Annotated in this window: 17 protein-coding genes; 14 read left to right on the top strand and 3 right to left on the bottom strand. The window is 71.1% G+C overall.

Annotated features, from left to right (window positions below; all coding sequences use genetic code 11):
- Window positions 1-89: 89 nt before the first annotated feature.
- On the top strand, window positions 90-2,027 hold the full coding sequence (locus tag AB0D31_RS23375) for an ABC transporter ATP-binding protein (RefSeq protein ID WP_362726309.1): 1,938 nt from the start codon (window positions 90-92) through the stop codon (window positions 2,025-2,027).
- Window positions 2,028-2,032: 5 nt separating this feature from the next.
- Window positions 2,033-3,814: an ABC transporter ATP-binding protein gene (locus AB0D31_RS23370; protein WP_362726386.1), complete on the top strand. Its 1,782-nt coding sequence runs from the start codon at window positions 2,033-2,035 to the stop codon at window positions 3,812-3,814.
- 273 nt (window positions 3,815-4,087) lie between these two features.
- On the opposite strand, the gene AB0D31_RS23365 is transcribed toward AB0D31_RS23370, so the two are convergent.
- A complete protein-coding gene (locus tag AB0D31_RS23365; protein ID WP_362726306.1) occupies window positions 4,088-4,879 on the bottom strand; it encodes a metal-dependent hydrolase in 792 nt (263 codons plus the stop codon).
- A 143-nt stretch (window positions 4,880-5,022) separates the two neighbouring features.
- Here AB0D31_RS23365 and AB0D31_RS23360 point away from each other — a divergent pair, with 143 nt between their 5' ends.
- Genes AB0D31_RS23360 through AB0D31_RS23350 form a run of 3 tightly spaced genes read left to right on the top strand, consistent with a single transcriptional unit; the run spans window position 5,023 to window position 9,003 of the window.
- The gene (locus AB0D31_RS23360) at window positions 5,023-7,536 is read left to right on the top strand and encodes a DUF3516 domain-containing protein (protein WP_362726303.1); all 2,514 of its coding nucleotides are present in this window, start codon (window positions 5,023-5,025) and stop codon (window positions 7,534-7,536) included.
- Between the two features lie 44 nt (window positions 7,537-7,580).
- A complete protein-coding gene (locus AB0D31_RS23355; protein ID WP_362726300.1) occupies window positions 7,581-8,465 on the top strand; it encodes an acyl-CoA thioesterase II in 885 nt (294 codons plus the stop codon).
- 49 nt (window positions 8,466-8,514) lie between these two features.
- Complete coding sequence (locus tag AB0D31_RS23350; protein WP_362726298.1) at window positions 8,515-9,003, top strand: glutathione peroxidase; 489 nt, start codon at window positions 8,515-8,517, stop codon at window positions 9,001-9,003.
- A gap of 110 nt (window positions 9,004-9,113) precedes the next feature.
- Here AB0D31_RS23350 and AB0D31_RS23345 read toward each other — a convergent pair whose 3' ends face one another.
- Window positions 9,114-10,343 (bottom strand): acyl-CoA dehydrogenase family protein, encoded by a 1,230-nt coding sequence (locus tag AB0D31_RS23345; RefSeq protein WP_362726296.1) that lies wholly within the window; start codon window positions 10,341-10,343, stop codon window positions 9,114-9,116.
- 176 nt (window positions 10,344-10,519) lie between these two features.
- Here AB0D31_RS23345 and AB0D31_RS23340 point away from each other — a divergent pair, with 176 nt between their 5' ends.
- Window positions 10,520-11,173 carry a TetR family transcriptional regulator gene (locus AB0D31_RS23340; RefSeq protein ID WP_362726293.1) on the top strand — a complete coding sequence of 218 codons (654 nt, stop codon included), beginning with the start codon at window positions 10,520-10,522 and terminating at the stop codon, window positions 11,171-11,173.
- A gap of 52 nt (window positions 11,174-11,225) precedes the next feature.
- Here AB0D31_RS23340 and def read toward each other — a convergent pair whose 3' ends face one another.
- Window positions 11,226-11,762 carry a peptide deformylase gene (def, locus tag AB0D31_RS23335; protein ID WP_362726290.1) on the bottom strand — a complete coding sequence of 179 codons (537 nt, stop codon included), beginning with the start codon at window positions 11,760-11,762 and terminating at the stop codon, window positions 11,226-11,228.
- Window positions 11,763-11,879: 117 nt separating this feature from the next.
- Here def and AB0D31_RS23330 point away from each other — a divergent pair, with 117 nt between their 5' ends.
- From AB0D31_RS23330 to AB0D31_RS23295, 8 genes are all read left to right on the top strand, one after another.
- Window positions 11,880-13,127, top strand: a complete 1,248-nt coding sequence (locus tag AB0D31_RS23330) for a MurT ligase domain-containing protein (RefSeq protein WP_362726287.1) — start codon at window positions 11,880-11,882, stop codon at window positions 13,125-13,127.
- A 25-nt stretch (window positions 13,128-13,152) separates the two neighbouring features.
- Entirely contained in the window at window positions 13,153-13,881 is a 729-nt protein-coding gene (locus AB0D31_RS23325) for a glutamine amidotransferase (RefSeq protein WP_267054444.1), read from the top strand.
- A 155-nt stretch (window positions 13,882-14,036) separates the two neighbouring features.
- A complete protein-coding gene (locus AB0D31_RS23320) occupies window positions 14,037-15,062 on the top strand; it encodes a 6-phosphofructokinase (RefSeq protein WP_362726284.1) in 1,026 nt (341 codons plus the stop codon).
- 169 nt (window positions 15,063-15,231) lie between these two features.
- Entirely contained in the window at window positions 15,232-16,191 is a 960-nt protein-coding gene (locus tag AB0D31_RS23315) for a cytochrome c oxidase assembly protein (protein ID WP_362726281.1), read from the top strand.
- A gap of 64 nt (window positions 16,192-16,255) precedes the next feature.
- Window positions 16,256-16,417, top strand: coding sequence for a hypothetical protein (locus tag AB0D31_RS23310; protein WP_162952649.1), 162 nt, complete (start codon window positions 16,256-16,258; stop codon window positions 16,415-16,417).
- 87 nt (window positions 16,418-16,504) lie between these two features.
- Window positions 16,505-16,837 (top strand): hypothetical protein, encoded by a 333-nt coding sequence (locus tag AB0D31_RS23305; RefSeq protein WP_362726279.1) that lies wholly within the window; start codon window positions 16,505-16,507, stop codon window positions 16,835-16,837.
- 125 nt (window positions 16,838-16,962) lie between these two features.
- The gene (locus AB0D31_RS23300) at window positions 16,963-17,664 is read left to right on the top strand and encodes a lysophospholipid acyltransferase family protein (protein ID WP_362726276.1); all 702 of its coding nucleotides are present in this window, start codon (window positions 16,963-16,965) and stop codon (window positions 17,662-17,664) included.
- Between the two features lie 123 nt (window positions 17,665-17,787).
- Window positions 17,788-18,813 carry an NAD-dependent epimerase/dehydratase family protein gene (locus AB0D31_RS23295; protein ID WP_362726273.1) on the top strand — a complete coding sequence of 342 codons (1,026 nt, stop codon included), beginning with the start codon at window positions 17,788-17,790 and terminating at the stop codon, window positions 18,811-18,813.
- Window positions 18,814-18,928: the final 115 nt, after the last annotated feature.

Here is an 18,928-nt window from a genome sequence, read left to right as displayed (position 1 = left end):
CAACGCGGAAAAATCGATTGAAAACCCCACCATGAAAGGGCGAACCTTGCACGGCTCACGCCACTCGACGCAAGGAAGCCCGGGACGTCATGCAAATTCGCGATCTTCCCTATACGGATCCGGGTGAGCCGGATGTCCGCTCGGGCCCGCGTTTCCTCTACTGGCTGGGCCGCAACCAGCTCGCCGGCCAGCTCAAGGCGCTCGGCTGGGGCTTGCTCCACCAGTGCGGCATCGCAGGCCTTCCGCTGACCGTCGGCCTCGCCGTACAGGCGGCCGTCGACCGCTCGGGCAACCGGCTCGCGATGGCCGCGGCCCTCAACGTGCTGCTCGGCGTCGCCATCGCGCTCGGCGAAGTGATGCTCCACCGCACGGCCGTCACCAACTGGATCACGGCCGCGGCCCGGGTGCAGCAGCTCCTGGCCCGCAAGGCGGCCGACCTCGGCTCGGTGCTCACGCGCCGGGTCGCGGCGGGCGAGGTGGTGGCGGTATCGACGGGCGACGTCGAGAAGATCGGATGGTTCGTCGAGGCGCTGTCGCGGTTCGTCGCGGCGGCCGCCGCACTGGTGATCATCTGCGTCGGTCTCGTCGTCTATCAGCCCGCGCTCGGGAGCGTCGTCGCGATCGGCGTGCCGATCCTCGCCCTGGCCGTCCTGCCGTTGCTGCCGCGCGCGACGCAGCGCGCGGATGTCCAGCGCGAAAAGGCGGGCCGGGCCACGGAGTTGGCGTCCGATACGGTCGCCGGTCTGCGGGTGCTGCGCGGTATCGGCGGTGAGGAGCTGTTCCTGGGCCGCTACCGGGAGGCGTCGCAGGAGGTCCGCAGGGCCGCGGTGCGCAGCGCCCGCATGTGGTCGCTGATCTCCGCCGTCCAGGTGCTACTGCCGGGACTGCTGCTCATCACGGTCGTCCTGTACGGCGCGCGGCTCGCCCTCGACGGACGGATCGCCGTGGGTGAACTGGTCACCGTCTACAGCGCGGTGACGCTGATGCTGTACCCCTTGCAGCACTTCGAGGAGATCGCCATGGCGTACTCCTTCTCGCGGCCCTCCGCGAAGCGGGCGGCGCGGGTGCTCGCACTCCAGCGGGTCACCGACCCGGCCGGGACGGACACGGGGGTGCCGTCCGGGCCGCGTGCCGAGCCGCTCTCGGACGCCCCTCTGACAGAACCGCCCACGGGTGACCTCTACGACCCCGCGAGCGGACTGCTGGCGCCCGAGGGCCGGTTGACGGCCGTGGTGTGCGGTGACCCCGACGCGGCGGGGCGCCTCGCGGACCGGCTCGGCGGCCACGCCCCGGAGTCCGACGGGCTGCCCTCGGTGCTGCTCGGCGGGGTGGCCCTCGACGGGCTCGCCCTGGCGTGTGCCCGCACGGCCGTCCTCGTCCAGGACAAGGACCCGGTGCTGCTCTCGGGCACACTGCGCGCCCTGCTCGACGTGCCGTCGTCCGGGCAGGTCGAGGCGGCGGCCGCACTGCGGGCCGCGCACTGCGACGACGTACTCGACGCGCTCGCGCAGGCATCGGTGGACGGCGGGGGCGACCCGATGGCCACCCGGATCACCGAGCGGGGCCGCTCGCTCTCCGGCGGCCAGCGCCAACGCCTCGCCCTCGCACGCTCGTTGGTGGCCGACCCCGAGGTGCTCGTGCTCGACGAGCCGACGTCCGCGGTGGACTCGCACACCGAGGCGCGCGTCGCGGACGGTGTCAAGCGGTTGCGCGCCGGGCGGACGACGGTCGTGTTCACGTCGTCGCCCCTGCTGCTCGACGTGGCCGAGCGGGTGGTGTTCGTACACGAGGGCGAGGTCGCGTCGGTGGGCGTGCACCGCGAACTGGTGCGCACCGACGCCCGGTACCGCGCGGTGGTCACCCGCGAGACGGACGAGACGCATGAGACCCACGAGACGGACATGACAACGGATAGGACAAGGGATAGGACAAACGAGACGGCCAAGCCGGACGAGAGGTGCCAGACGGACGAGGGCGAGACGAAGGCAGTGTCCCGGGCGATGGAGAAAGTGGAGGAATCGGCATGATCGGCGTGATCGGCGTGGCAGCACCGGAGTACGACCCCGCGGCCCCGGAGACGGCCACCACCCTGCCGGTGGGCACCCCGGCCACGGTCCGTGCATACGTACGTGAACTCCTGCGGCGCCACCGCAAGGCGTTCGCGATCCTGATCGGGACCAACGCGGTCGCCGTGATCGCGTCGATGGTCGGCCCGTACCTCCTCGGCGGTGTCGTCGAGGATCTGTCGACGGGTGTCGGCGACCTCCATCTCGGGCGTGTGGCGGCCCTGTTCGCGGCGGCGCTCGCCGTCCAGACGGTGTTCGTCCGCACGGTGCGCCTGCGCGGCGGAATGCTCGGCGAGGAGATGCTGGCCGACCTGCGCGAGGACTTCCTCGTGCGGTCGGTGGGGCTGCCGCCGGGCGTCCTGGAGCGCGCGGGCACGGGTGATCTGCTGTCCCGGATCACCACCGACATCGACCGCCTGGCCAACGCGATGCGCGAGGCCGTGCCGCAACTGGCCATCGGCGTGGTGTGGGCGGCGCTGCTGCTCGGCGCCCTCGGTGTCACGGCCCCGCCGCTCGCCCTCGCGGTCCTGATCGCGCTGCCGGTGCTGGTGGTGGGCTGCCGCTGGTACTTCCGTCGGGCGCCCGCCGCCTACCGCTCGGAGGCCGCCGGGTATGCGGCGGTCGCCTCCGCCCTGACGGAGACGGTGGACGCGGGCCGCACGGTCGAGGCGCACCGCCTGGGCGCGCGCCGCATCGCGCTCTCGGACCAGCGGGTGGCCGAGTGGACCGCGTGGGAGCGATACACCCTGTTCCTGCGCTCGGTGCTGTTCCCCGTGGTCAGCGTCACCCATATGACGATCATGGTGTCGGTGCTGACGATCGGCGGGGTCTTCGTCCTCAAGGACTGGATCACGGTCGGGCAGCTCACCACGGGCGCGCTGCTCGCCCAGATGCTGGTCGAGCCGATCGGGCTCATCCTGCGCTGGTACGACGAGCTCCAGGTGGCGCAGGTGTCGCTCGGGCGGCTCGTCGGCGTACGGGACATCGAGCCGGCCGCGGGCGACGCGGAGGTGCGTCCGCAGGGGCGACACGTCGAGGCGGACGACGTGCGCTTCGGCTACCGCGAGGGGGTGGACGTCCTGCACGAGGTCTCCCTCTCGGTCGCCCCGGGCACCCGGGTCGCTCTTGTCGGCCCGTCCGGGGCGGGCAAGTCGACGCTCGGCCGGCTCCTTGCCGGGATCTACGCGCCGCGCGCGGGCCGGGTCACGCTCGGCGCGGCTGAGCTGTCGCGGATGCCGGCGGAGCGGGTGCGCCGGCATGTGGCGCTGGTCAACCAGGAGCACCACGTCTTCGTGGGCTCGCTGCGCGACAACCTGCTGCTCGCGCGTACGGGCGCCGAGGACGCCGAGCTGTGGGCGGCGCTGGGGGCGGTCGACGCGGACGGCTGGGCGCGGGCCCTCGACTCCGGCCTCGCCACGGAGGTCGGCTCGGGCGGTCTGGCGCTCACCCCGGCGCAGGCCCAGCAGATCGCGCTGGCCCGGCTGGTCCTGGCCGACCCGCACACGCTGGTCCTGGACGAGGCGACGTCCTTGCTCGACCCGCGCGCGGCCCGCCATCTGGAACGTTCCCTGGCCCGCGTCCTGGACGGCCGCACGGTGGTGGCGATCGCGCACCGGCTGCACACCGCGCACGACGCGGATGTCATCGCGGTCGTGGAACGCGGACGCATCACGGAGCTGGGGAGTCATGAGGAGTTGGTGGCGGCGGACGGGGCGTACGCGGCACTGTGGCGGTCCTGGCACGGATAGCCTGCGGCGCGAGGGAGGGCACGCGGCGGGGCTTGGCCGAGCCCCGGGTGCCCTCGGCCACTCGGCCCACCGCGGACCGTGCGGGGTCGCTCGCGCAGTTCCCCGCGCCCCCAGGTAGGTGCCCCCTACCCGGCACCGCGGGGCAGGGCCCCGGATGCCCCTGCCATCGGTTCACCGCGGACCGTGCGGGGTCGCTCGCGCAGTTCCCCGCGCCCCCAGGTGGGTGGCCCTGCCCGGCAGCGTGGCGCAGGCCCCCGGGGGTTTCGGGCGGGGCTAGATGAAGTTCAGGGCTCCCGCCGCACCCACCCCGCCCAGAATCATGAACACCGGCATCAACACCTTCAGCTCCACCCAGCTCCCCGCACGGAACCTCATCCCCTTCGGCGGCCCCAGCGGAGCCCACCGCTTGCGGCCCAGCGGGATGGGCCACAGGATCGGGCAGCCCGAGACCGTCAGGGCGTCGCCGATGTCGTGCACCAGCGCGCCCAGGATGATCGGCAGGCCCAGCCACAGGTACTCCTGGCCGGGACCGGCGAACAGCCAGTCCGAGCCGTTGCCGGGCTTGTCGAGGACACCGGCGAGGATCCACGCGCTGGTCCCGCCCAGCAGCCACACCAGCACATCGCTCGAGACGCGGGCGGCCCGCCACAGCAGACCCTCCACCGCGAGGACCAGATGTACGAAGAGGATGCCGAGGACCGCCCAGCGCCCGCCGAACACCGCCGCCGCCGACGCACCCGCCCCGATCAGGACGGCCCACAGCCAGGTGTGGGTCAACGTACGGTGACCGCCGTTGCGGCGCGGGTCACCGGGGCCCCGGGTCGCCTTGTAGACGGCGTGCGAGAGGTCGTCGACGATGCCGCACAGCGCCTTGGACACCGGACCGAACGCGCGCGAGATCGTCGCCGACTTGTGGTCGAGGTCGGGCGCGAGCGCCGCGCCCGCCGTGATCAGGGCACCCACGGCGAGCACCGGCCACGGCATGGGATGCCCGGCGGCGGCAGCGGCGGCGCCCACTCCGAGCCAGGCCGCGGCCCCCGACAGTGAGTGCGCTGGTCCCATCATGGCCGTGCCCCGCCCCATTCCTCTTGCTCGTACGCACAGTTGACGGCCCGTCCGCAGACGGGCCGCACGGGCAGCCTACCTGCGATGATCTTCGCTTCGGCGGCCGGTTCCCGCTTACGGTCCGGGCCAGGCAAGATGGGGGCGTGACCCTTATCGATCAGCTGCCGCCGAGTGCCGACCCCGATGCCCTTTTCGAGGCCTTCTCCACCTGGGCCGAGGAACAGGGCATCAACCTGTACCCGGCCCAGGAGGAGGCGCTGATCGAGGTCGTGTCCGGGGCCAACGTGATCCTTTCCACGCCCACCGGTTCGGGAAAGAGCCTGGTGGCGGCCGGTGCGCACTTCGCGGCGCTCGCCAGGGACGAGGTCACCTTCTACACCGCGCCGATCAAGGCGCTGGTCTCGGAGAAGTTCTTCGACCTGTGCAAGCTCTTCGGCACCGAGAACGTGGGCATGCTGACCGGTGACGCCTCCGTCAACGCGGACGCCCCCGTCATCTGCTGCACCGCCGAGGTCCTCGCCTCGATCGCGCTGCGCGACGGCAAGCACGCCGACATCGGCCAGGTCGTCATGGACGAGTTCCACTTCTATGCCGAGGGCGACCGCGGCTGGGCCTGGCAGATCCCGATCCTGGAGCTTCCGCAGGCCCAGTTCGTCCTGATGTCGGCCACCCTCGGCGACGTCGCGATGTTCGAGAAGGACCTCACCCGCCGCACCGGCCGCCAGACGGCGGTGGTCCGCTCGGCGACCCGGCCCGTGCCGCTCTCGTACGAGTATGTGACGACGCCGATCACCGAGACGCTGACCGAGCTGCTCGAAACCAAGCAGGCGCCGGTCTACATCGTGCACTTCACGCAGGCGCAGGCGGTCGAGCGCGCGCAGTCGCTGATGTCGATCAACATGTGTACGCGCGAGGAGAAGGACAAGATCGCCGACCTGATCGGCAACTTCCGCTTCACCACCAAGTTCGGCCAGAACCTGTCGCGTTACGTCCGGCACGGCATCGGCGTGCACCACGCGGGGATGCTGCCCAAGTACCGCCGCCTGGTCGAGAAGCTGGCGCAGGCGGGTCTGCTGAAGGTCATCTGCGGTACGGACACCCTCGGCGTCGGCGTCAACGTCCCCATCCGTACGGTGCTGTTCACCGCGCTCACCAAGTACGACGGCACCCGCGTACGCACCCTGCGGGCCCGCGAGTTCCACCAGATCGCGGGGCGCGCGGGCCGGGCCGGCTTCGACACGGCGGGCTATGTCGTCGCGCAGGCCCCCGAGCACGTCATCGAGAACGAGAAGGCGCTCGCCAAGGCGGGCGACGACCCGAAGAAGCGCCGCAAGGTGGTCCGCAAGAAGGCCCCCGAGGGGTTCGTGGGCTGGTCGGACACCACCTTCGAGAAGCTGATCGGCTCCGAGCCGGAGCCCCTGACCTCCCGCTTCCGGGTCACCAACATCATGCTGCTCTCGGTGATCGCCCGGCCGGGCGACGCATTCAAGGCCATGCGCCACCTCCTGGAGGACAACCACGAGCCGCGCAAGGCGCAGTTGCGGCACATCCGCCGGGCCATCGCGATCTACCGCTCGCTGCTCGACGGCGGCGTGGTGGAGCAGCTGGCGACGCCGGACGCGGAGGGCCGTACGATCCGGCTCACCGTCGACCTGCAGCAGGACTTCGCCCTGAACCAGCCCCTCTCCACGTTCGCGCTCGCCGCCTTCGACCTCCTGGACCCCGAGTCGCCGTCGTACGCGCTCGACATGGTCTCGGTCGTCGAGTCGACGCTCGACGACCCGCGCCAGATCCTCGCGGCGATGCAGAACAAGGCGCGCGGCGAGGCCGTCGGGCAGATGAAGGCGGACGGCGTCGAGTACGAGGAGCGCATGGAGCGGCTCCAGGACATCTCGTACCCGAAGCCGCTGGAAGAGCTGCTGTGGCACGCGTACAACGTCTACAAGACGTCGCACCCGTGGGTCGGCGACCACCCGGTCTCGCCGAAGTCCATCATCCGTGACATGTACGAACGGGCGCTCACCTTCACGGAGTTCACCTCCTGGTACGAGCTGGCGCGCACCGAGGGCATCGTGCTGCGCTATCTGGCGAGCGCGTACAAGGCGCTCGACCACACCATTCCCGACGACCTGAAGACCGAGGACTTGGAGGACCTGATCGCCTGGCTGGGCGAGATGGTGCGCCAGGTGGACTCCTCGCTCCTGGACGAGTGGGAGCAGCTCGCCAACCCCGAGGTGCAGACCGCCGAGGAGGCGCAGGAGAAGGCCGACGAGGTCAAGCCGGTCACGGCAAACTCCCGCGCCTTCCGGGTGCTCGTACGCAACGCGATGTTCCGCCGGGTGGAGCTGGCGGCCCTGGACAACCTCACCGCGCTCGGCGAGCTGGACGCCGAGGCCGGCTGGGACGCCGACGCGTGGGGCGAGGCGATGGACAGGTACTGGGACGAGTACGACGATCTCGGCACCGGCCCCGACGCGCGCGGCCCCAAGCTGCTCTCGATCGAGGAGGACGCGGCGCACGGCCTGTGGCGCGTCCGTCAGGCGTTCGCCGACCCGAACGGCGACCATGGCTGGGGCATCAGCGCCGAGGTCGATCTGGCGGCCTCCGACGAAGAGGGCCGCGCGGTGCTGCGCGTCACCGACGTGGGCGAGCTCTGACCCCCACTCCCCCGCTATCCCTGTTCCGAGAGGACCGCGACGACATGACCAATCCGGCGGAGAGACTCGTCGATCTGCTCGACCTGGAGCGGATCGAGGTCGACATCTTCCGTGGCCGCAGCCCCGAGGAGTCCCTCCAGCGGGTCTTCGGCGGCCAGGTCGCGGGCCAGGCGCTGGTCGCGGCCGGCCGCACCACGGACGGCGAGCGCCCGGTGCATTCGCTGCACGCGTACTTCCTGCGGCCGGGCCGCCCCGGTGTGCCGATCGTCTACCAGGTGGAGCGGGTCCGCGACGGGCGGTCCTTCACCACGCGCCGGGTCACGGCGGTCCAGCAGGGCCGCACGATCTTCAACCTGACCGCGTCGTTCCACCGGCCCGAGCCGGGCAGCATCGAGCACCAGCTCCCGCCGCGCCTGGAATTCCCCGAGCCGGAGTCGCTGCCCTCGGTCACCGAGGAGATCCGTGAGCACCTGGGTGCGCTGCCGGAGGCGCTCGAGCGGATGGCGCGCCGTCAGCCGTTCGACATCCGGTACGTGGACCGGCTGCGCTGGACGCCCGAGGAGATCAAGGGTGCCGATCCGCGCAGCGCGGTGTGGATGCGGGCGGTGGGCCCGCTCGGCGACGACCCGCTGGTGCACACCTGCGCGCTGACGTACGCGAGCGACATGACGCTCCTGGACGCGGTGCGCATCCCCGTCGAGCCGCTGTGGGGGCCGCGCGGCTTCGACATGGCCTCGCTCGACCACGCGATGTGGTTCCACCGCCCGTTCCGCGCCGACGAGTGGTTCCTGTACGACCAGGAGTCCCCGGTCTCGACGGGCGGCCGGGGTCTGGCCCGCGGCCGGATCTACAACCGCGCGGGCGAACTCCTGGTGTCGGTGGTCCAGGAAGGCCTCTTCCGCCCCCTCACCCCCACCGCCGCCAACTGATCAACGCACCTCGACCGATCAACTCGCCTTTTTCCAGAAGGAGTTACCGATGAGCCTGTACGACATCCCGCTGCGCACCCTGTCCGGCGAGGCGGCCTCGCTGGCCGACTTCAAGGGCCGGGCCGTGCTCGTGGTGAACGTGGCGTCCAAGTGCGGCCTCACCCCGCAGTACGCGGGTCTTGAGCGGCTCCAGGAGCAGTACGGCGAGCGCGGCCTGACCGTGCTCGGCGTGCCGTGCAACCAGTTCGGCGGCCAGGAGCCCGGTACCGCCGAGGAGATCGGCACGTTCTGCTCGGCGACGTACGGTGTGACCTTCCCGCTCCTGGAGAAGACCGACGTCAACGGCGAGAGCCGGCACCCGCTGTACGCGGAGTTGACGAAGACGGCGGACGCCGACGGCGAGGCCGGCGACATCCAGTGGAACTTCGAGAAGTTCCTGCTCTCCCCGCAGGGCGAGGTGGCCGCCCGCATCCGCCCGCGCACGGAGCCGGAGGCCCCCGAGGTCGTCGCCCTCATCGAGACCAACCTGCCCGCCTGACCCCGGCCCCACGACGCGAAGGCGCCCCGCCCTTGTTCGAGGGTGGGGCGCCTTCGCGTACCCGTCGGCCGGCGGTTCGGCATGCTGAGAGGGTGCGGGCGTGCCGTCGGCTAGCGGATGGGCATGCCAGAGAGGGTGCGGGCGATGACGAGCCGCTGAATCTCGCTGGTGCCCTCAAAAATGGTGTAAATAGCGGCATCCCGGTGCATACGCTCCACCGGGTACTCGCGCGTGTAGCCGTTGCCGCCGAGGATCTGGATCGCCTGCGCGGTGACCTTCTTGGCTGTCTCACTGGCGTACAGCTTGGACATCGAGCCCTCGGCCGACTCGAACTTCTTGCCCGTGGTCGCCATCCAGGACGCGCGCCACACCAGGAGGCGGGCCGCGTCGATCTGGGTGCGCATGTCGGCGAGCTGGAAGGCGATGCCCTGGTTGTCGATGATGGGGCGGCCGAACTGCTCGCGGGTCTTGGCGTATTCGAGCGCGTAGTCGTACGCGGCCCGAGCCGTGCCCACCGCCATCGCGCCGACGGCCGGGCGGGAGGCCTCGAAGGTGGCCATCGCGGCGTTCTTCACGCGCTCCGTGCCGCCGGCCTTCGCCTTCTCGCGGGAGCGGGCGAGGCGCTCGTCGAGCTTCTCCTTGCCGCCGAGCAGGCAGCTGCCAGGGACGCGTACGTCTTCGAGGACGACCTCGGCGGTGTGCGAGGCGCGAATGCCGTGCTTCTTGAACTTCTGGCCCTGGCTGAGGCCCGGGGTGTTCGGCGGCACGATGAAGGAGGCGTGGCCCTTGGAGCCGAGCTCGGGGTCGACGACCGCGACGACGACGTGGACGCCCGCGATGCCGCCGTTGGTCGCCCAGGTCTTGGTGCCGTTCAGGGTCCACTCGTCCTTGGCCTCGTCGTACACGGCGCGGGTGCGCATCGAGGCGACGTCGGATCCGGCGTCCGGCTCGGAGGAGCAGAAGGCGGCGACCTTGACGTCGGTCACATCGCCGTACATCTGGGGAATCCAGGTGCCGATCTGCTCCTCGGTGCCGTTGGCGAGGACGCCGACGGCGGCGAGGCCGGTACCGACGATGGAGAGCGCGATGCCCGCATCGCCCCAGAAGAGCTCCTCCATGGCGACCGGGATGCCGAGACCGGTCGGGTCGAAGAACTGCTGCGCGTAGAAGTCGAGGGAGTAGATTCCGACCTTGGCGGCTTCCTGGATGACGGGCCAGGGGGTCTCCTCGCGCTCGTCCCACTCGGCGGCGGCGGGCCGGATCACATCCTTGGCGAATCCGTGCAGCCAGTCCCGGACCTGCTTCTGGTCGTCGCTGAGATCCATCGTGAACTCGGCCATGTCCCCTCCACCACTTCAAGCGTTACTTGCGGTAACCGCAGTCTGTTACCGACGGGTAGCCGCTGTCAACCGGCCTCCGGCCCCGCAGCGTCCCCCACGGGCGGAGTGTTACGTTGCGGCAAGGCTCCCGAGAGGGGGCCGACGGAGCAGGCAGTACGGGCGGGGAGACGAACCCAATGGAGACCACGCAGCAGGCCGAGCAGCAGCGCACGGCGGCCGAGCGCCGGCGGCGCGAACTCCTGGAGGCGGCGGACCGGGTCGTGCTCCGGGACGGCCCCAAGGCCTCGATGAACGCGATCGCGGCGGAGGCGGGCATCACCAAGCCCATCCTCTACCGGCACTTCGGCGACAAGGGCGGGCTCTACCGCGCGCTCGCCAAGCGCCACACCGACGCGCTGCTCGCCGCGCTGCGGTCCGCGCTCGACGCGCCCGCGGGGCGGCGCGAGCGGGTCGAGGCGACCCTCGACACCTATCTCGCGGCGATCGAGGCGCGGCCGCAGGTGTACCGGTTCCTCATGCACCCGGCGGAGGACGCGCCGGCGCCCGAGTCCGAGCAGGGTTTCGACGTGGGCCGCCACTCGGCGCCGCTCCTCCGTCGCATGGGCGAGGACCTGGGCGTGGTCATAGCCGAGCGGATCGATCTCGGGCCGGGCAGTGAGGTGCTCGCGCGGGTGTGGGGGCATGGGATTGTCGGCATGATGCATGCGGCGGGTGACTGGTGGCTGGGCGAACGGCCGTGCTCCCGGCCGGAGTTGGTCCGTGCGCTCGCGGATCTCCTGTGGGGCCGCCTCGCCGCGGCGGGCGACCGGGCCGGCGGCCCCGGCTTCTGACCCCGCCCAGCACCACCCGGGTACGACGGGGTCTGGGGGCGGAGCCCAGGGGTCAGCTCCAAGGGGCCTTGCGGATCGCGCGCTGCAAGCGGGACCGGTGCCGGCCCGTCACCCGGTCGGCGTACACCGTACCGTCGAGGTGATCGCACTCGTGCTGAAGGCACCGCGCGAAGAACCCCGTCCCCTCGACCCGCACCGGCGCCCCCGCAAGGTCCACCCCCTCCACCACCGCCCGGTCGAAGCGCGAGGTCGGCGCCTCAAGACCCGGCAGCGAGAGGCACCCCTCCGGGCCCCGCACCTCCACCCCGTCCGCCTCGACCAGACGAGGATTGACGACGTACCCGAGATGCCGCACATCCTCGTCGTCCGGGCAGTCGTACACGAACACCCGCTGTCCGACGCCGATCTGGTTCGCCGCCAGGCCAACACCGTCGGCCGCGTACATCGTCGCGAACATATCCTCGACGAGACGGTGCAGCGCGGGGCCGAACTCCGTGACGGGTTCGCAGGGCGCGTGGAGCAACCCGTCACCGAGGAGACTCATCTCTCGTACGGAGCCGGAACTGCCGGGAATGGGACGGTGGCGCATGGGCGCAAGAGTACGTTCCTCGGGGCACGGGCCATTTCGGATGGTGGCGCGGTTCGGGGCGCTGACCGGATCTCGATAGGCTGACACCTGACCCAGGCGCAAGGAGGATCAAGGACGATGTCAGGACACGTTGGAGGTGCCGGGCCCCTGTCACCGCGAGCCAAGCTGGCGGTGACCGCGGGCAAGGCCGCCGCGGCGGTGTCGCGCGCGGCGGGCCGGGGCAGTGGATCGGTGATCGGCGGGCGCGTCGCGCTCAAGCTCGACCCCGATCTGCTCGGGCGGCTCGCCACTCATCTGGACGTCGTCCTGGTGTCGGCGACGAACGGCAAGACGACCACGACCCGGCTGATCGCCGAGGCACTCGGGGCCAGCGGCCCGGTGGTGTCGAACGCGCTCGGCGCCAACATGCCGGCCGGCATCACGTCGGCGCTCGCGGGCGGTTCGGACGCGAAGTACGGCGTGATCGAGGTCGACGAGAAGTATCTGGCGGGCGTGGCCCGCGATGTGACGCCGAAGGCGATCGCGCTGCTCAACCTGTCGCGCGACCAGCTCGACCGCGCCGCCGAGACCCGGATGCTCGCCGAGAAGTGGCGCGAGGGCCTGTCGGGTTCGAAGGCCGTGGTGATCGCCAACGCGGACGACCCGCTGGTCGTGTGGGCGGCGTCCTCCTCGCCCAACGTGGTGTGGGTGGCGGCCGGTCAGGAGTGGAAGGACGACGCCTGGTCGTGCCCCTCCTGCGGTGGTGTGATGCAGCGCCCGGGCGACGACTGGTTCTGCGGCGAGTGCGGTTTCCGCCGCCCGGCGCCCAGTTGGGTGCTCAACGGCGACTACGTCCTCGACCCGCACGGCTCGGCCTGGCCGATCCACCTCCAGCTGCCCGGCCGCGCCAACAAGGCGAACGCAGCCACCTCGGCCGCGGTCGCCGCGGTGTTCGGCGTGCCGCCGCAGGTCGCCCTGGAACGCATGTACCAGGTGCAGGCGGTGGCGGGCCGTTACGACGTGGTCAACTTCGCCGGCCGTGAGCTGCGGCTGCTGCTCGCGAAGAACCCGGCGGGCTGGCTCGAAACGTTTTCCCTCATCGACCCGCCGCCGACCCCGGTGGTCCTCTCCGTCAACGCCCGCGGCGCCGACGGCACGGACACGTCCTGGCTGTGGGACGTCGACTACACCCGGCTCGCCGGCCACCCGATCTTCGTGATCGGCGACCGCAAGCTGGACCTGGCGGTACGCCTTGAGGTCGCCAACCTGGACTTCCGGGTGTGCGAGAGCCTGGAGGAGTGCACGCAGCTGGCGCCGCCCGGACGGATCGAGCTGATCGCCAACTACACCGCGTTCCAGGACGTACGCCGCGTCGTCGGCAACTGACCCCAGCAAGGAGCAAGCAAGCGACATGGCAGACAACAGCCTGCGCCTCGTGTGGGTCTACCCCGACCTGCTCAGCACCTACGGCGACCAGGGCAACGCCCTGGTCGTGGAGCGCCGGGCGCGCCAGCGGGGCCTGGACGTGCACCGGCTCGACGTGCGCAGCGACCAGCCGATCCCGACCTCCGGTGACATCTACCTCATCGGCGGCGGCGAGGACCGGCCGCAGCGGCTCGCGGCCGAGCGGCTGCGCCGCGACGGCGGCCTGGAGCGCGCCGCGTCCAACGGCGCGATCATCTTCTCGGTCTGCGCCGGCTACCAGATCCTCGGCCACGAGTTCATCAACGATGTCGGCGAGCGCCAGCAGGGCCTCGGTCTGATCGACGTGATCTCGACGCGCGGCGAGGGCGAGCGGTGTGTCGGCGATGTGCTCGGCGACATCGACGAGCGCCTCGGCCTGCCCCAGCTGACCGGTTTCGAGAACCACCAGGGCATCACCCACCTCGGCCCCACGGCCCGCCCGTTCGCGCGGGTACGCCTGGGCAAGGGCAACGGCACGGGCGACGGTACCGAGGGCGCGTACAACGACACCGTGTTCGGGACGTACATGCACGGTCCGGTGCTCGCGCGCAATCCGCAGATCGCGGACATGCTCCTGAAGCTGGCCCTCGATGTGAACGCGCTGCCGCCGACCGACGACCGGTGGTACGAGGCGCTGCGCGCCGAGCGCATCGCCTCGGCGACCCAGCCCGCGTAACGCGCCTCCGGCCGCGACGGACTTCGTACTTTCGTACGACGTCCATCAGTCGGACCTCCGATTCGGCCCCGTCACCCTGCGCCGGTAGGGTGACGGGGATCCAACCGGACGACGTGGTCCGGTCGTCGGCCCACGTTGCAAAGGTTCTCCGGGCAATGCGAATTGGTGTGCTCACCTCCGGCGGCGACTGCCCCGGCCTGAACGCCGTCATCCGATCCGTCGTGCACCGCGCGGTGGTCGACCACGGCGACGAGGTCATCGGCTTCCACGACGGCTGGAAGGGCCTGCTCGAAGCCGACTACCGCAAGCTCGACCTCGACGCGGTCGGCGGCATCCTCGCTCGTGGCGGCACCATCCTCGGCTCCTCCCGCGTGCAGCCCGCGCATCTGCGCGACGGCGTCGAGCGCGCCCGGGGCCATGTCGCCGAGCTGGGCCTCGACGCGATCATCCCGATCGGCGGCGAGGGCACTCTGAAGGCGGCGACCCTGCTCTCCGACGCGGGACTTCCCATCGTCGGCGTGCCGAAGACCATCGACAACGACATCGCCTCGACCGACGTCACCTTCGGCTTCGACACCGCCGTGGGTGTGGCGACCGAGGCGCTCGACCGTCTGAAGACGACCGCCGAGTCGCACCAGCGCGTCCTGATCGTGGAGGTCATGGGCCGCCACACCGGCTGGATCGCCCTGCACTCGGGCATGGCCGCGGGCGCGCACGCCATCGTGGTGCCCGAGCGCCCCTTCGACATCGACGAGCTGACCGAGCTGGTCGGCAAACGCTTCTCGGCGGGCAAGAAGTTCGCGATCGTCGTCGTCGCCGAGGGCGCCAAGCCGCGCGAGGGCTCGATGCAGTTCGACGTGGGCGGCACCGACGTCTACGGCCACGAGCGCTTCGCCGGCGTCGCCCGCCAGCTCTCCATCGAGCTGGAGCAGCGCCTGAACAAGGAGGCCAGGCCGGTCATCCTGGGCCACGTCCAGCGCGGCGGCACGCCCACCGCGTACGACCGGGTGCTCGCCACCCGCTTCGGCTGGCACGCCGTGGAGGCGGCTCACCGCGGTGAGTTCGGGATGCTGACCGCGCTGCGCGGCACCGACATCGTCATGGTCCCGCTCGCCGAGGCGACGGCCACCCTGAAGACCGTCCCGGCCGAGCGGTACGCCGAAGCGGAGTGCGTCCTCTAGGACACCTCACGGGCGCGCCGCTCCGGTCGCTTCGGTCCCTCCGGTCGCTTCGGTGCCTCCGGTCGCTTCCGGAATGTTTTGTACGCAATGAACCGCCCCCGGCCGCATCACCGGCCGGGGGCGGTTCTAGTCTGGTGCGGGACAACCGGTACGAATCAGGAGTCAGCGGATGGATCACAGCGGGCACGGCATGGACATGAACATGGACCTGCCGCCGTTCACGCTGGCGCGGGGCCTGGAATGGTCGGCCGACTCCTTCTTCCTCGTCGGCTGTCTGCTCGGCCTCGCCCTGTACGCGTGGGGCGTGGTCCGGCTCAGGCGGCGCGGTGACAGCTGGCCGGTCAGCCGCATGATCTTCTGGACCGTGGGCGTCCTGACCATCGCGCTGGTCATGTGCACCAAGCTCAACGACTACGGCATGGTCATGTTTAGCGTGCACATGGTGCAGCACATGGTGATCAGCATGCTCTCGCCGATCCTGCTACTGCTGGGCGCGCCGGTCACCCTGGCACTGCGCGCGCTGCCGGTCTCCGCGACGCGTGGCCGCAAGGGGCCGCGCGAGCTGCTCCTGATGCTGCTGCAGAGCCGGTACATGAAGATCATCACGCATCCGGCGTTCACCATCCCGCTCTTCATCGCCAGCCTCTACGGGCTCTACTTCACGCCGATCTTCGACTTCCTCATGGAGTCGAAGACGGGGCACATCGCGATGATGGTCCACTTCCTCGCCGTCGGCCTGGTCTTCTTCTGGCCGATCATGGGCATCGACCCGGGACCGCACCGCCCCGGCTATGTGATGCGGATGCTGGAGCTGTTCGCGGGGATGCCCTTCCACGCCTTCTTCGGCATCGCCCTGATGATGGCGAGCGAGCCGATGATCGGCACGTACAGGAACCCGCCGTCCTCGCTCGGCATCGACGCGCTCACCGACCAGCAGGCCGCCGGCGGCATTGCCTGGGCGTTCAGCGAGATCCCCTCCGTGCTCGTCCTGATCGCGCTCGTCTTCCAGTGGTACGCCACCGAGAAGCGCCAGGCGCGCCGCACCGACCGGGCCGCCGAGCGCGACGGCGACAAGGAACTGAACGCCTACAACGCCTATCTCGCCTCCCTGAACACGCGCGGGCGGTAGCGCCGGGACCCCTCGCGGGGTGACCATGGCCTTCACGGCACCTGCCGGGAGGAAGGGGACCGCGATGCCCCGTTCGACGAAGTCGATGATGGTGCTCACCCTGGTCATGCTGGTGGTGATCACGGCGTATACGGTGGCGCTCGGCAGCAGCGGCTGGCTGTGGTTCGGCTGGGTGGTGCTCGGGCTCACCGCGATCGGCACGGCCGCGGTGTCACGCAGCACGTGAGGGGTGCGCGAGCAGCGCCCGGGCAGGACCCGAGCCGTACGTGAGCGGCATTTCTCCGGCCGCGCCGTTCCGTACGAGAGGTTCGCAGTGAGGCATCCCCTGACCATCGCGGTGGCGCAGCCGAGGTGTACGGCGTACGACGTGAGCGGCAACGCGTTGGCGCACGCGCAGGCCGTCCGGGCGGCGGACGTGGCCGGTGTGCTCCACGCCGATCACGAGGCGGAGCTCCACGCGGAGCGCGCCCGCGGGGTCGCCGCCGACCACGGTGTATGGGCCGCGACAGCCAACTTCGCGGGCCCCACCGGCGGTGGCTTCGACCGTACGTCGGGCGGTTCGGGCATCTGGTCGGCCGACGGCCGTGAGCTGGCGCGGGCGGACGCGGCCCCCGACTCGATCGCGCGGGCGCGATTCACCGGCTGAGCCCCGGGCCACCACCCGGCGGCCGCTCCCGCCGGGCGACACCCCCGTGATCGGTCGGCGGTGGTTACAGCGGCCGGGGCCTGCGCCTACACTGGCCACCCTTCGGCATGGTGAGGAGCTCGCGGGTGCTCTATTACATCCTCAAGTACGCAGTCCTGGGGCCCCTGTTGAGGGTGTTGTTCCGGCCGCGCCTTGAGGGGCTTGAGCACGTCCCCGAGGACGGCGCGGCCATCGTCGCGGGGAACCATCTCTCGTTCTCCGACCACTTCCTGATGCCGGTGATGCTGAAGCGGCGCATCACCTTCCTCGCCAAGCAGGAGTACTTCACGGGGCCCGGCATCAAGGGCCGGCTCACGGCGGCGTTCTTCCGTGCCGTCGGACAGATCCCGGTGGACCGGTCGGGCAAGGAGGCCGGGCAGGCGGCGATCCGCGAGGGGCTCGGGGTGCTCACCAAGGGCGAGTTGCTCGGCATCTATCCCGAGGGGACGCGCTCCCCCGACGGCAAGCTCTACAAGGGCAAGGTCGGCGTCGCGGTGATGGCGATCAGGGCCGGGGTCCCGGTGATCCCGTGCGCCATGGTGGGCACCTTCGAGATCCAGCCACCCGGCCAGGCCCTGCCGAAGATCAAGCGCGTGTCGATCCGCTTCGGCGAGCCGCTCGACTTCTCCCGGTACGAGGGCATGGAGGGCGAGAAGGCCGTCCTTCGGGCGGTCACCGACGAAATCATGTACAAGGTCATGGAGTTGTCAGGCCAGGAGTACGTGGACCGCTACGCGGCCGATGTGAAGGCCGAGGAGTCGCGGCGGTTCCGCGGCATCATGGGCTGAGCCGGGCTTGGACTGAGCGAGCACGAGCCGACACCCGAGTTCCCCTGATGGCTGCGCCCTGGGCGGATCCGCGCAGGGTGAAACGCTCTGGCCGCGGTGATCGGCGGGCCGTACCTTCGCGGCATGAGCAAAGGAACAGCACTCGTCATGGGAGCCACCGGACAGATCGGCCGGGTCGCGGTGCGCGCACTCGCCGAGGACGGCTGGGAGGTGCGCGCCGCGTCACGGGGCGGAGGTGAGGACCCCACGTGGCCCGACGCGGTCCGCCGCGTGCGGCTGGACCGGGAGGACGACGCGGCAGTGGCCGCGGCCGTCGGGGACGGCGTGGATGTGCTGGTCGACATGGTGGCGTACGGCAAGGAGCACGCGCGGCAGCTGATCGGGCTCGGTGACCGGGTCGGTTCGGCGGTGGTGATCTCCAGCGGCGCGGTGTACGAGGACGACCGGGGCCGCAGCTTCGACACGGCGGCGGGCCCGGCCGGACCGCCGTGCTATCCGGTGCCGATCTCCGAATCGCTCGCCACGGTGGCGCCGGGCGACGCCACGTACAGCGCCAGGAAGATACGCCTGGAGCGGGAGCTGCTGGATTCCGAGCTGCCCTCGACGCTGCTGCGCGCGGGCGCGATCCACGGCGTGCACTGCCGCAGCCCCCGCGAACTGCACTTCGTGAAGCGGGCGTTGGACGGCCGGCCGGCGCGGATCCTGGCGTTCGACGGGCGCAGCCGTTTCCATCCCGCGCACGCGGCCAACATCGCCGAGCTCATCCGGCTCGCGGCGCTGAAGCCGGCCTCGCGGGTGCTCAACGCGGCGGACCCCGAGGCGCCGACGGTCACGGAGATCAGCACGGCCATCGACGAGGTCCTGGGGGTGCGCAGCGAGATCGTGCCGGTGGAGGGCGAGACGGAGAGCGGCGTCGGGCTGACTCCCTGGAGTGGCCCGCACCCCATCGTGTACGACATGTCGGCCGCCGAGCGGGAGTTGGGCTATCGGCCGGTGACCGGGTATGCGGAGTCGCTGCCGCGGACCGTCGAGTGGATCGCGGGTCAGCTGGAAGGGCGCGACTGGCGCGAGGCGTTCCCCGCGATGACGAAGTACGGCGACCTGTTCGACTACGCGGCCGAGGACGCCTGGCTGGCCGCGCGCGGCTGACCGCGACGGCGGCTCGGGCGGCCGCCGCGCACGGCGCGCCCCGCGCGACGGCCGGGTGGAGCGGCAGCGCGAAGGGCGGCCGGAGCGTTCCGGCCGCCCTTCGCGATCAACTACC

It is taken from the genome of Streptomyces sp. NPDC048361 (assembly GCF_040651795.1).
Classification (GTDB): Bacteria; Actinomycetota; Actinomycetes; order Streptomycetales; family Streptomycetaceae; genus Streptomyces.
Note: the sequence above shows the minus strand (reverse complement) of the source record. Positions and strands in the feature narration are given on the sequence as shown.